We start from the raw sequence: 12,860 nt of genomic DNA, 5'->3' as shown, positions 1-12,860 counted from the left end.
ATGAACTCCCCCATGGCACCGCGCGGCGCGCTCACGCCGCTGTTCGAACCGCGCGCCATCGCCGTCTACGGGGCGTCGTCCGACCCCACGAAGATCGGCGGCAGGCCGCTGAACTTCCTGAAGTCCAGCGGCTTCGATGGTCCGCTGTACCCGATCAACCCGAAGGCGGCGCAGATCCAAGGCCTGCCCTCGTTCGCCACGGTCGGCGCCGTACCGGGTCCGGTGGATCTGGCCATCGTCGCCGTGCCGGCACCGGGCGTGCTGGCCGCGCTCGAGGACTGCGCCGCCAAAGGGGTGGGCGGAGCCGTCGTGCTGAGTTCTGGTTTCGCCGAGGTGGGCGGCGCTGGCGTCGAGTGGCAGGCCCGCATCACGGCGTTGGCGCGGCGCACCGGGATGCGCGTGGTCGGCCCCAACTGCATGGGCCTGATCAACGTGCGGCGGCGCCTGCTGGGCACCTTCACGCCCAGCGCCGCCGGTTTCGGCCTGATGCCCGGGCGCATCAGCTTGGTCAGCCAGAGCGGCGCCTTCGGCGGCTATTGCCTGTCGCTCGTACGCCAGCGCGGCCTGGGGCTGAACCTGTGGATCACCACCGGCAACCAGTGCGACGTCGATGTCGCCGACTGCATCGACCACTTCGCGCGCGACGAGGGCACGCAGGTGATCGCCGTCTACCTCGAGGCGGCCACCGACAAGCACCGCCTGGTGGACGCCTTGGCGCTGGCGCGCGAGCGCGGCAAGCGTGTCGTCGTCATGAAGGTCGGCCGCTCGGAGGCAGGCGCCCAGGCTGCGGCATCGCATACCGCGTCGCTGGCCGGAGCCGACCAAGTCTACGAGGGTCTGTTCCGCCAGTATGGCGTGTGGCGGGCGCGCAGCATCGACGAGCTGTTCGACGTGGCGTACGCCTGTTCAGTGCCCGTGCCGGCACCTTTGGGCCGTCGGGTCGGCCTGCTCACCGTCTCCGGGGGCGTGGGCGCGCTGATGGCCGATGTGGCCGGTGACTGCGCACTCGACGTGGCGCCGATGCCCGACGATGCACAGCGCCGGTTGAAAGAGCTCGTGCCTTTCTGCGGCCCACGCAACCCGGTGGACATGACGGCGCAGCTCGTCAACGACCTGACGCTGTTCGGCCGCAATTTCCAGATCATGCTGGAGGACGGCGGTTACGACGTGGTGGTCGCGTTCCTGTCCAGCGTCGGGCAGGTGATGGACCTCAGCCGCTCGTTGCTAGAGCAACTGCAGGCCGTGCTCGCTCGCTTCCCGGATCGGACCGTGGTCTTCTCGTCGCTGGCCACACCGGAGGTGCGCCAGATGTACGAGGCCGCCGGCGTGCTGTTGTTCGACGAACCCACGCGCGCGGTGCGTGCTGCCAGCGCCTTGGTGCACTTCGCCGAGCAAGCGCGCCGTGCGGCACGGCAGGATCCACCGCCGCCCCTGCCCACCGGCGCGGTGCCGCCACCGGCGCGGGCCGTCAACGAGGTGGACGCCAAGGCGATCCTGGCCAGTGCGGGCATCCCCGTGGTGGCCGAACGCGTCGCGGCGGACGGTGACGCAGCCACCCGCGAGGCCGCAGCGTTGGGCTATCCCGTGGTACTGAAGATCGCCTCGGCGGACATCGCACACAAGAGTGAAATCGGCGGCGTCATCGTCGGCTTGCGCGACGAGTCACAGGTGCGCGATGCCTACCGCACCCTGATGCAGCGTGCCGCCGATCGCGCGCCGCTGGCGCGCGTCGACGGGGTGGTCGTTGCGCGCATGGCCGAACCCGGCGTGGAGACCATCCTCGGGGTCGTGCGCGACCCGGTGTTCGGGCCTGTGGTGATGTTCGGGCTGGGTGGCATCTTTGTCGAAGCCTTCCAGGACGTGGTCTTCCGCGTCGCACCTTTCGGCGTGACCGAAGCGCAGGCCATGGTCGCCGAAGTCAAGGGCCGCGTGCTGCTTCGAGGGGTGCGCGGCCAGCCACCGGCCGACGAGGACGCATTGGTGCGGGCGATCGCGGCGCTCTCGGTGTACGCCGCGGCGCACGCCGAGGCGATCGATAGCATCGACATCAACCCGCTGCTGGTACTGCCGCGCGGCCGCGGCGTGCTGGCGCTCGATGCCCTGATCGTGCCAACCGACGCTGCCTGAAGGGCGTCAGACGAGATCGTCGACGCGGCCGCGGCGCATCATCAGCTTCTCGCCGAACTCGAACACCTGTTCGTTTCGCTGGTTGAAGACCCGCACCCGCCCTTGCATGATCCCGCGCTTGCCGTCGGAGAGGTTCTTCTTCGCCTCGACGGTGATTTCGGCGCGCAGCGTGTCGCCCGGGCGTACTGGCACGGTGAACCTGAAGTCGTTCAGTTCGAGCGCGGCGATCGTCGCCGGCCCCAGGATCTCCTCCATCATTCCCGCCGCGAGTGCCGCCGTCAGCAAACCAGGGCAAATGCGCCCGCCGAAGTCGGTGTGCTTCTTCGCGAACTCCTCGTTGATGAAGATCGGCAGCTTCAGCCCGGCGAGGGACGTGAACAGCACGATGTCGGTCTCGGTGACGGTTCGGCCGTAACTTCGGAACACGTCCCCGGGGTTGAGGTCATCGAGCGAGCGGTTGGACATGGCTTCTCCTGGGCATTCAGGATTCGGGTTGAACCGGGTGGGCAAACTAACAGTTGGTAGAATACTCTGCCATTTTGGCTTGTGCCACCCCGCCCCGGAACCACGCCCACCCCATGTTGTTCTTCGAGCCCGGACTCGCCTTGCCTCCCACCGCCGTGCGCACGGCAGCATTGCGTGCGCAGGTGCGCCAGTTCATCGCCGAAGAGATCGCCAGCGGCGGATTCGAGCCGCAGTGCAACTCGTGGACCGAAGGTCTGGACGGCGCGTTCAGCCGCAAGCTCGGACAGCGCGGCTGGATCGGCTACCACTGGCCGACAGCCTACGGCGGCCACGGTGGCAGCGCCTTCGACACGCTGACGATCAACGAGGAACTGCTCGCCGCGGGTGCCCCGGTGGCTGCGCACTGGATCGCGGCGCGGCAGAGCGCACCCTTGTTGATGCGCTTCGGCAGCGAGGCTCAGCGCCAGGCGTTCCTGCCGCGCATCGCCGCCGGCGACACCTATTTCGCGATCGGCATGAGCGAGCCGGACGTCGGCTCCGACCTTGCCTCTGTGCGCACCCGCGCCGAGTTCTCGGGCGGCCGCTGGCGGCTCCAGGGCCGCAAGGTTTGGACCAGCGGCGCGCACATCGCGCACTTCGCCATCGTGCTGTGCCGCACCGCGCCGCTCGACCCCAAGACGCGGCACGCGGGCCTGAGCCAGTTCATCGTCGACCTCAAGGCGCCCGGCGTGTCGATCCGGCCCATTGTCATGCTCGACGGCAGCCACCACTTCAACGAGGTCACCTTCGACGGCGTCGAGCTGGCGCCTGACAGCCTTGTCGGCCAGGCCGGCGACGGCTGGAAGCAGGTGACGAGCGAACTTGCTTACGAACGCAGCGGTCCGGAGCGCTTCCTCAGCACCATGCCCATCGTCGAGCGTTGCCTGCGCCTGGTCCTCACGGACGCACCGGCTGCGGCTGACATCGCGGCAGGCCGTCTGTTGGCGCGGCTGATGACCCTGCGCAACATGAGCCTAGCCATCTGGGGCGCGCTCGAAGCCGGGCGATCACCGGCCATCGAAGCCGCGATGGTCAAGGACCTGGGGACGAACTACGAGCGCGACACGCTCGAACTCGTGCGCGACGCGATGGACGCCGACGCGCGTGTGGCCGGCGATTCGGCCCTGGCGCACCTGTTGGTCGCCGCCTGGCCACTCGCCCCCACCTATAACCTGCGCGGCGGCACCAACGAGATCCTGCGCAACATGATCGCCAAGCAACTGCAGGCACGATGAGCGAGCTCGCCCAACCGTTGGCCGAAGCGGCCGACCGACTGTTCTCGCAGCGCTGCGACAGCCGACTGGTGGCTTCGGCCGATGCGGGCCAGTGGCCGCAGGCGCTGTGGTCCGCTGTCGACGAGTTGGGGCCGGGCCTGTTGCTCGCGCCCGAGTCCGCAGGCGGCGCCGGCGGCGACTGGCTGGACGCCTGTACGCTGCTCGAGCGTGCGGCGGCACACTGCGTGCCGCTGCCGATCGGGCAGACGCTGCTGGCCGGTTGGCTGCGCTCGCGCGCCGGGCTGCGGCCGGTCAGCGGGCCGGCCGCCCTGGCCTTCACCGCAGCCCCCTTGGCCGCGATGCGCGAGGCCGGCCGCGCCGATGCGGCGGAGTCCGACGTTGCGCCCGTGCTTTGGGCGGAACACGCCCACCAGATCGCCTTCGTCGGCGCGGACCCCGCTGGCACGGCCCAGCTGCTGTGGCTGCCGAAGGGGTGCATGCAGACGCGTCCCCTCACGCGCAGCTTCCCCCCTTCGGCGCGCGTGACCTGTACCGGTGTCGCGCTGCACGCACCCGCGAGCGCCGAACCGGCTCGGGCCTGGTGTGTGCCCTTGCCCGGACTCAGCCTGACCGAGGTGCGCGCGCGGGCCGCTCTGCTCACCGCCGCGCAGATGGCCGGCGCGCTGGGGCGCCTCCTCGACATGACGCTGGCGTACACCGGAGAACGCGTACAGTTCGGTCGCTCGATCGGCCAGTTCCAGGCCGTTCAGCACCAGCTGGCGCAGCTGGCCGAGGAGGCCGCCGCCTCGCGCGTGGCGGTACATGCGGCCGCGGCCACCGAAGACCCACACTGCTTTGTTGCCGCAGCGGCCGCGGCCAAGGTGCGGGCGGGCGAGGCCGCGAGCCTGGCTGCGCGCATTGCGCACCAGCTGCACGGCGCCATCGGCGTCACCGCCGAGCACGCGCTGCACCTGTCCACGCGCCGGCTGTGCTGGTGGCGCGACGAGCACGGCAGTGAGGCCTTCTGGGCGCGCGCGCTGGTGCAGGCCCTGAGGGACGGCGGCATGCGGTCGGCCTGGCAGGCTGCGGTGGCCTGCACCTCGCGTTGAACGGACTCGAACCATGAGCGCACTGCGCGGCATCCGGGTGATCGACCTCACCGCCTACCTGCTCGGGCCCTTCGCCACGCAGATCCTCGGCGACATGGGCGCAGACGTCGTCAAGATCGAGTCGCACGAGGGCGACATTGTGCGCGGTATCGGACCGACGCGTTCGCCGGGCATGGGCGGCATCTTCCAGCAGAACAACCGCAACAAGCGCAGCGTCGTGCTCGATCTCAAGCAGCCGGCCGGCCGCGATGCGCTGCTGCGCCTGGCCGCCAAGGCCGACGTGTTCGTCTACAACGTTCGTCCGGCGGCGATGGCCAGGCTGGGGCTCTCGTACGAGGCGCTCGCTGCCGTCAACCCGGGCATCGTCTACGCCGGCGCGGTCGGCTTCGGCCAGGACGGCCCGTATGCCGCGCGGCCCGCGCTGGACGACCTGATGCAGGGCATGTCAGGCATCGCCGGGCTGTACGCGCGAGCCAGCGGCGGCGAGCCGCGCTACATCCCGATGGCCATGGCCGACCGCTACACCGGCATCGCGCTCGTCAATGCCATCCTCGGCGCCCTGGTGCACAAGCTGCGCACAGGCGAAGGGCAGTCGCTGGAGGTGCCGATGTTCGAGTCGCTCGCGCAAGGCGTGCTGGGCGATCATCTGATGGGCCATTCGTTCGATCCACCGCTGGGGCCGCCGGGCTATCCGCGCCACCTGAGCCCCGACCGCCGGCCCTTCCGCACGCAGGACGGCTACCTGTGCGCCTTCCTCATCAGCGACGGCCAGTGGCGTGCCGTGCTCGATCGCATCGGCGAGCCCGAACTGTTGGATGATCCGCGCTTTGCCACGCTGCAGGCACGCACCGACCATTCGCGCGAGGTGTACGCCTGGCTGGACGCCGTCTTTCGCACGCGCACCACGTCCGAGTGGCTGGCCATCCTGGGTGAGGCCGATGTGCCGGCTGGCCCGCTGCACACGCTCGAGTCGCTGCTGGAAGACCCGCACTTGAACGCCGTGGGCTTCTTTCAGCACCTGCAGCATCCGACCGAAGGCACGCTCGTGAGCCTGCGGCCGCCGTCGCGCTGGTCACGCACGCAGCCGGAGATCCGGCGTGCGCCGCCGCGCCTGGGCGAGCACAGTGCCGAACTGCTGCGCGAGGCCGGCTATTCCGCCGCGGAGATCGCCGAGATGGCGGCCGCCGGCGTCACGGTCGCGGCGGGCGACGGGTGCGGCTGATGGCCATCGCCCGTCGCCCGCCGCGCGCGGAACTACACGCCGCGGAAACGCGGCGCACGCTTCTCGAGCAGGGCCGCAACGCCTTCCTTGGCATCGGCCATCTCGAGCGTGCGCGACTGCAGCAGCGCCTCGATCTCGCCAGCCGACCTCGGGTCCCATTCGAGGCCACGGTAGAGCGAGCGCTTCATCATTCGAACGGCCACCGGTGCATTGGCTGCGATCTCGTCGGCCAGTTCGCGAGCCCGCGCCAACACCTGTCCCGGCTCAACCGCATGGTTGGCGATTCCCAGCTCAGCGGCCTCGGCGCCCGAAAACACGCGCCCGGTGAACAGCAACTCCGCCGCACGCGGAACGCCGCACACGCGTGGCAGAAGATAGCTGATGGCCATGCCCGAATGCAGGCCCAGGCGCGCGAAATTGGCACCGTAGCGCGCCTCGCGGTTGGCCACGCGGATGTCGCACACCAGGCCGAGCCCGAAGCCGCCGCCGATGGCGTGGCCGTTCATCGCCGCAATCACCGGTACTGGCACGTCAAGGATGCTCAGGAACGGCCGGTAGATCGCGTAGGACGCCTCATGCGGCAGTTCGCTGCCCCGCTCGAGCAACGCGCTGCGGAAGTCCGCGCCCGAACAGAAGTTGGCCTCGCTGCCGGTGATCACGACACAGCGGATGGCACGGTCTCCCTTCACTTCGTCGATGACCTGCTGGAATGCCTGCAGCAACTCGGGCGCCATCGCATTGCGCTGCTCGGGGCGGTTGAGCGTGATCTCGCAGACGGAGCCGCGACGATCGACGAGTACGGCAGAAGCGGTCATGGAGTTCCTTTGGATTGGCACATGGCAAGTGTAGGCGCGGCGGGCGGCGTGGGCAGTCCGTCGAAGCCTGCGCGAGGCGCCATGTGAGGAGAACCCATTCAACGGGGGTGCAATGAAAATGCTCAAGCGACTTCTGATCGGCCTGCTGACCGCAGCGGGCCTGATGGCCTCGGTGCCGGCTTCGGCTCAGGCCTGGCCTTCGCGGCCGCTGCAAATGATCGTGCCTCAGGGCGCGGGCGGCAGTACCGATGCGCTGGCGCGGCTGGTGGCGCAGGCGCTGGGTGAGCGTCTGGGCCAGAACGTGGTGGTCGACAACCGCGCGGGCGCTGGCGGCGTGCTCGGAATCGGCGCTGCGGCCAAGGCGGCACCTGATGGGTATACGCTGCTGCTTGGCTCCAACACCACCGTGGCCGCCAACGCGTTCCTGTATGCGAGCTTTCCGGTCAAGCCGCTCGAAGACTTCACGCCGCTCGCGATGGCCGCCGATGCGCCATTTGTCTTCGTCGTACCGGCCCACTCGCCGCTCAAGTCGATGAGCGACCTGATGGCCGCGGCCAAGGCGGCGCCGGGCAAGCTCAACTATGGATCGGGGACCAGCTCGGCGCTGCTGTGTACCGAACTGCTCAAGCGCGCCGCCGGAATCGACTTGACGCGCGTGCCCTACAAGTCGTCCGCGCAGGGACTCAACGATCTGATCGGCGGGCAGCTCGACGTCACCTGCGAGCCGCTGTCCAGCAGCATGCCCAACGTCAAGGCCGGCCGCATGCGCGCTCTGGCACAGACCGGCGCCCAGCGCTCGCCCCTGGCCCCCGACATCGAGACCGTGGCCGAAGCGGGGATCAAGGGCTTCGAGTACAGCGCCTGGTTGGGATTCTTCGTGCCGGCGGGCGTGCCGCGCGAGATCTCGTCACGCCTGGCGGCAGAGTTGCTGGCGGTGCTGAGGCTGCCGGCAACGGCCGACAAGATCCGCGGCATCGGTTTCGAGCCCCGCACCGCGGACGCCGACGCGCTGGCAGCGACGCATCGCGCGGAAATGGCCACCGTGGCGGCCACAGTGCGGGCAGCCGGCATCAAGGCCGAGTGAGGCCACATCCCGATTGCACAACCCTGTTGCACTCCCTCTCCAGGAGCGAACCCCGATGAACCGCCGTACTTCCGCGCTGCGACGTCTGCTGCTCAGCGCGACCCTGCTGCTGCCGCTGCTGGCCGACGCCGCCGAGCCCTATCCCTCGCGGCCGATCCGCATGATCGTGCCCTTCGGCGCCGGCGGCACCAGCGACGTGGTGGCACGGCTGCTGAGCGCCAAGCTCTCCGAGTCGCTCAAGCAGACCGTCAACGTCGACCCGAGGCCGGGCGCCAACGGCATCATCGGCACCGACATCGTGGCCAAGGCCGCGCCCGACGGCTACACGCTGCTGCTCACCGTGGCCAGCGCGCAGACGCTGACCCCCGCGCTGTACAAGCTGCCCTTCGATCCGGTGAAGGACTTCGCGCCGGTGTCGCTGGTGGCCAACCTCGGTGGCGTGTTCCTCGTCAACGCGAACCTGCCGGTGCGCACGATGCAGGAGTTCGCGGCCGAGGCGCGCACGCGCCCAGGCCGCTTCAGCTACGGCGCCGGCACGAGCCTGTTGCGCCTTATCGGCGAGCAGCTCAGGCAGGCCATCGGCGCAGACATCACCATGGTGCCGTACAAGGGCACCGGTCCGCAGATGGCCGCGGTGGTTGGCGGCGAGGTGGACGCGGTGGTCGACCCCTTTGTCGGCATGGCCCACGTCAAGTCGGGCAAGGTGCGTCCGCTGGCCGTGCTGATGAACAAGCGCTCGCCGCTGCTGCCCGACGTGCCCACCTTCGAAGAAGCCGGCATCAAGGGCATCGCGCTCGACTCCTGGGCTGCGGTGCTGGCGCCGGCGGGCACGCCGCCGGAGATCGTCGCCAAGCTGTCGTCGGAGATCGCGCGCATCGTCGCATTGCCCGACGTGCGCGAGCGTCTGGCGACACTCAACTACGAACCGGTGGGCAGCACGCCGGCCGAGCTCGCCCGCACGATCGACGCCGAGATCGTCAAGTGGAAGCGCGTGGTCAAGGAATCCAACTACAAGGCCGAGGAATGAACAGAATGGCCGCAATCCGACCACCGACCGCTGCAAGCCTGCCCCTGTTCATCGAGACCCATCTCGGCCGCGTGTCGCCCCTGGAGTGCGATCAGCTGGGCCACATGAACGTCCAGTACTACGTGGCCAAGGTCTCGGATGCGGCCTGGCACGTGATGGCGTCGATCGGCATCACGCCCGGCTACATCCGAGAGCGGCGCCGCGCGCCTGCGGCGGTGAAGCAGGAGGTTCTGTACTTGAAGGAGTTGCTCGCCGGCGACCTGGTTCGCATGGAAAGCGGCGTGCTCGAGGTCAGCGAGCGCAAGATCACCTTCTTCCACCGTCTGACCAACGTCGAGACAGGCCAAACGGCGATGAAGAGCAAGGTCTTCACGGTGATGATGGACCTGGACGCGCGGCGCTCCACAGCGCTGGATGCCGAGGTGCTAGCGCGTGCGCGCCAACGGCTGCTGCCCGCCGGGAGCGACGAATGACGGCGCCGGGCCACCTGATGAGTGAACGCGTCTTCGTCACCGGCCTCGGCTCGGTGAGCATGTCCGACTGCGACCAATGGGGCCACATGAACGTGCAGCACTACCTCGCGCGCGCCAGCGACGCGCAGGCCCACCTCGCGGCACGCATCGGCCTCGCGCCCGGCCGGCTGCGCAGGGAGCGCTTGGCTTTGCGGCCACTCACGGACCGCACCCTGTTCAAGCGTGAACTGCGTGGCGGCGACATCCACGCGATCCGCTCGGGCATCCGTGCCATGCACGACGACGGCACGCTCGACATCGCCAGCCGGATGACCAATCTGGAGACCGGTATCGAGTCGGCGGCTTTCGAGACGCGACTGCGTCTGACGGGCGCCGGCGAGACGCCGCTGCCATGGCCGGCCGATGTGGTGGCGGCCGCCCGCGAGCACACCGGCGATCTGCCTGAGATTCCCCCGCCGTCGCCGATGGCCGCGATACTGCCGCCAGGACCGCCACCGCTCGAGCGAATGCTGCTCACCTACCGCGGCTCGGTCGAACCCTGGGACTGCGATGTCGACGGCGTGGCGCCGCCGCGCGCGCACATCTCGCGCTTCAACGATGCCATCACGCATCTGTTCCGGGCGATGCATCTGGACCGCAAGGTGCTGTTTGCCTCCGGCACCGGCTCGGCGGCACTGGACTACGACATCGCCTATCACCGGCCGCTGCGCGCTGGCAGCGCGGTGGAGGTCCGCAGCGGCGTGCTGGCGGTCGGCGAGAAGGTCTATCACATCGTCCACCACGTGGTCGACTCGAGCGACGGAGGCCTGTACACCAGCATCGTGGTCGCCGCCCTCTTCTTCGATCTGAAGCAGCGCAAGTCCGTAGCCATCCCTGCCAACATCCGGGCCTCGGCAGAGCGCCTGATCGCCCATGGCTGAGATCGGCCAAACCGGCCCCCGTGCGCTGGATGGGCTGCGCGTGCTGGACCTCTCGCGCGTGCTGGCCGGCCCGCTGTGTGCCCAGATGCTGGCCGACCACGGCGCCGAGGTGATCAAGGTCGAGCCGCCCGAAGGAGACGAGGCCCGACGCATCGGCCCGCCGCTGGACGAGCGCGGCGAATGCGCCTACTTCGCGGCCCTGAACCGTGGCAAGCGCTCGATTGCGCTGGATCTGTCCCGCCCCGCCGGCTGCGTCGTGCTCGAACGGCTGCTCGCAGGTGCCGATGTGCTGATCGAGAACTTCCTGCCCGGCACGATGGAGAAGTGGGGCCTGGGCTACGAGAGCACGCTCGCGGCGCGCCACCCGTGGCTCATCTACTGCGGCGTCAGCGGTTTCGGTGCGGACGGGCCGCTCGGCGGCCTGCCTGGCTACGACGCGGTGGCGCAGGCGATTTCCGGGCTGATGAGCATCAACGGCACGCCGGAATCGGGCCCGGTGCGCCTGGGCGTGCCGGTAGTCGACTACCTCACCGGCTACAACGCGATGGTCGGCGTGCTGCTGGCCCTGGCTGCGCGTGAACGCACCGGTGCCGGCCAGCGCGTGGAAGCGACGCTGTTCGACACCGGCCTCGCACTGCTGCTGGCCCCGCACGCGTCGAACTGGTTCTACTCCGGGCGCATCCCGCAGCGAATGGGCAGCGCGCATCCGAACATCGTGCCGTACGACTGCTATACCGCGGCCGACGGGTCGATCTTCCTCGGCGTCGTCAACGACGGCCAGTTCCATCGCCTGTGCGAGTGTGTGCAGCGTCCTGACCTGGCATCAGATCCACGTTTCGCCAATCCCGTGTCGCGACGCGAGCACCGTGAGGCGCTTCGTACCGAGCTCGAACGCACGCTGGCGCGCTACGAGGGTGCCGAGCTGTGCGAGATGCTGATGCGGCGCGGCGTGCCCGCCGGCGTAGTGAACAACGTGGCGCAGGCCCTGTCGCACCCGCACGCCGCGCACCGCGAGATGGTGGTGGAGGCCGACGGGCATCGGCACATCGGCGTGCCGGTCAAGCTCGGTGCCACGCCGGGGCGCGTGGCCAGTCTGCCGCCGAGGTTGAGCCAGCATGCCGAAGGCATCCTCGCCGAGCTGGGGCTGGACGCTGCGGAACGCGAGGCGCTGTACCGCGATGGCACGGTCAGGCCGCCGCCCGCGTAGCGGCGACCGCGCACGGCCGGGGGCCGCTTTGACGAGGCGCTGCCCGTCAGGGCCGCAGGCCAGTCATCCTGGATGTCAAGCGGACACGCGGCGGTACCAGGCGACGCCGTCGGCGTCGAACTCGCGTCGCACCTCGCCAAGGTTCATCAGGTAGTTCAGGTTCGCGATGCTCTCGCCGCTGGCCAGCCCGAGTTGCATGCTCCCGTCAGCGGGGTCGATCGCTCGCGCGAACAGAGCGCCGAAGACATCGATCACCCGCTTCGGTTCGTCCAGCGTCCTCAGCAAACGCGCCAGCGATCGATGGTGCCCCTGCGCGAGGTAGTCCAGCCGCGCGTGCAAGCCGCGGAACGGCTCGTTGTGCGCCGGCAGCACCAGCACGTTGTCAGGCACCGTGGCCTTGATCTTCTGGATCGACGTCAGCCAGTCGTTCAGCGGATCGGCATCGGGCTCGGTCGGGTGGACCGACACGTTCGACGAGATGCGCGGCAGCACCTGATCGCCGCTGATCAGGATGCGGAGATCAGGGCAGTACAGGCAGGCATGCTCCGGCGAATGACCCGTGCCGACGACAACCTGCCAGTCATGCGCCCCGATCCGCACCGTCTCAGCGTCCCGAATGCGCCGGTAGCTGTCGGGCAGCGCGTGAATGAACTGGCCGAACTTGCCGAATCGCGCGCGGTAGTCCTCGATCGCCGCTTCCGGCCAGCCGGCGCGGCGGTAGAACCGGATGGCGTCTGGCGGAGCCTCACGCCCGGTGTCCGCGGTCAGCACCCGGCAGTTCAGGTATTCCGTCTTGGTCATCCACAAGTGGCAGTCGAACTTGCGCGTCAGCCAGCCGGCCATGCCCACGTGATCGGGATGCATGTGCGTGGCGAACACCCGGCCGACCCTTCGCCCGTCATTGCCCTTGGCGAGCAATTGCCGCCACGCGGCCAGCGTCTCGTCGGTGCGCATGCCGGTATCGACCACCGCCCAGGCGTCGCCGTCGTCGAGCGCCCACAAGTTGATGTGGTCGAGCTGCATCGGCATGGGCATGCGCATCCACATCACGCCAGGCGCCACTTGCAGCGCTTCGCCCGTCGCCGGCACTGTTTCGAATGGGTAGACGAGCGGCGGCTTGCCATTTCGGGACTCGGAGTTCACCGGATCGGTCATTGG

12 protein-coding genes are annotated in these 12,860 nt (G+C 69.2%); 9 read left to right on the top strand and 3 right to left on the bottom strand.

All coding sequences use genetic code 11. From position 1 onward, the window contains the following. Complete coding sequence (locus tag HQN59_RS23705; protein ID WP_246295124.1) at window positions 1-2,127, top strand: acetate--CoA ligase family protein; 2,127 nt, start codon at window positions 1-3, stop codon at window positions 2,125-2,127. Window positions 2,128-2,133: 6 nt separating this feature from the next. Here HQN59_RS23705 and HQN59_RS23700 read toward each other — a convergent pair whose 3' ends face one another. After that, the gene (locus tag HQN59_RS23700) at window positions 2,134-2,592 is read right to left on the bottom strand and encodes a MaoC family dehydratase (protein ID WP_176071618.1); all 459 of its coding nucleotides are present in this window, start codon (window positions 2,590-2,592) and stop codon (window positions 2,134-2,136) included. Window positions 2,593-2,732: 140 nt separating this feature from the next. Here HQN59_RS23700 and HQN59_RS23695 point away from each other — a divergent pair, with 140 nt between their 5' ends. Genes HQN59_RS23695 through HQN59_RS23685 form a run of 3 tightly spaced genes read left to right on the top strand, consistent with a single transcriptional unit; the run spans window position 2,733 to window position 6,176 of the window. Further along, window positions 2,733-3,866: an acyl-CoA dehydrogenase family protein gene (locus HQN59_RS23695; RefSeq protein ID WP_342451292.1), complete on the top strand. Its 1,134-nt coding sequence runs from the start codon at window positions 2,733-2,735 to the stop codon at window positions 3,864-3,866. Beyond that, complete coding sequence (locus HQN59_RS23690) at window positions 3,863-4,954, top strand: acyl-CoA dehydrogenase family protein (RefSeq protein WP_176071616.1); 1,092 nt, start codon at window positions 3,863-3,865, stop codon at window positions 4,952-4,954. Before HQN59_RS23695 ends, HQN59_RS23690 begins: the two co-directional genes overlap by 4 nt. A 13-nt stretch (window positions 4,955-4,967) precedes the next feature. Beyond that, window positions 4,968-6,176, top strand: a complete 1,209-nt coding sequence (locus HQN59_RS23685) for a CaiB/BaiF CoA transferase family protein (RefSeq protein ID WP_176071615.1) — start codon at window positions 4,968-4,970, stop codon at window positions 6,174-6,176. Between the two features lie 32 nt (window positions 6,177-6,208). Here HQN59_RS23685 and HQN59_RS23680 read toward each other — a convergent pair whose 3' ends face one another. Next, the gene (locus HQN59_RS23680) at window positions 6,209-7,117 is read right to left on the bottom strand and encodes an enoyl-CoA hydratase/isomerase family protein (protein ID WP_176071614.1); all 909 of its coding nucleotides are present in this window, start codon (window positions 7,115-7,117) and stop codon (window positions 6,209-6,211) included. Between HQN59_RS23680 and HQN59_RS23675 the strand changes: the two genes are divergently transcribed. The 5 genes from HQN59_RS23675 to HQN59_RS23655 are packed head-to-tail and all read left to right on the top strand — an operon-like array spanning window position 7,104 to window position 11,702. Then, window positions 7,104-8,075 (top strand): Bug family tripartite tricarboxylate transporter substrate binding protein, encoded by a 972-nt coding sequence (locus HQN59_RS23675; protein ID WP_176071613.1) that lies wholly within the window; start codon window positions 7,104-7,106, stop codon window positions 8,073-8,075. The two genes, HQN59_RS23680 and HQN59_RS23675, sit on opposite strands and share 14 nt — an antisense overlap. A 55-nt stretch (window positions 8,076-8,130) precedes the next feature. Further along, window positions 8,131-9,102: a Bug family tripartite tricarboxylate transporter substrate binding protein gene (locus HQN59_RS23670; protein ID WP_176071612.1), complete on the top strand. Its 972-nt coding sequence runs from the start codon at window positions 8,131-8,133 to the stop codon at window positions 9,100-9,102. Between the two features lie 5 nt (window positions 9,103-9,107). Continuing rightward, entirely contained in the window at window positions 9,108-9,575 is a 468-nt protein-coding gene (locus HQN59_RS23665) for an acyl-CoA thioesterase (RefSeq protein WP_176071611.1), read from the top strand. Further along, the gene (locus HQN59_RS23660) at window positions 9,572-10,495 is read left to right on the top strand and encodes a thioesterase family protein (protein WP_176071610.1); all 924 of its coding nucleotides are present in this window, start codon (window positions 9,572-9,574) and stop codon (window positions 10,493-10,495) included. Before HQN59_RS23665 ends, HQN59_RS23660 begins: the two co-directional genes overlap by 4 nt. Continuing rightward, entirely contained in the window at window positions 10,488-11,702 is a 1,215-nt protein-coding gene (locus HQN59_RS23655) for a CaiB/BaiF CoA transferase family protein (protein ID WP_176071609.1), read from the top strand. Before HQN59_RS23660 ends, HQN59_RS23655 begins: the two co-directional genes overlap by 8 nt. A 75-nt stretch (window positions 11,703-11,777) precedes the next feature. Here HQN59_RS23655 and HQN59_RS23650 read toward each other — a convergent pair whose 3' ends face one another. Beyond that, window positions 11,778-12,857 (bottom strand): MBL fold metallo-hydrolase, encoded by a 1,080-nt coding sequence (locus HQN59_RS23650; protein ID WP_176071608.1) that lies wholly within the window; start codon window positions 12,855-12,857, stop codon window positions 11,778-11,780. Between the last annotated feature and the right edge of the window lie 3 nt (window positions 12,858-12,860).

Origin of the sequence: Rhizobacter koreensis, assembly GCF_013366375.1 — a bacterium.
GTDB lineage: Bacteria > Pseudomonadota > Gammaproteobacteria > Burkholderiales > Burkholderiaceae_C > Schlegelella_A > Schlegelella_A koreensis.
This window is presented reverse-complemented; position numbering and strand designations above follow the sequence as displayed.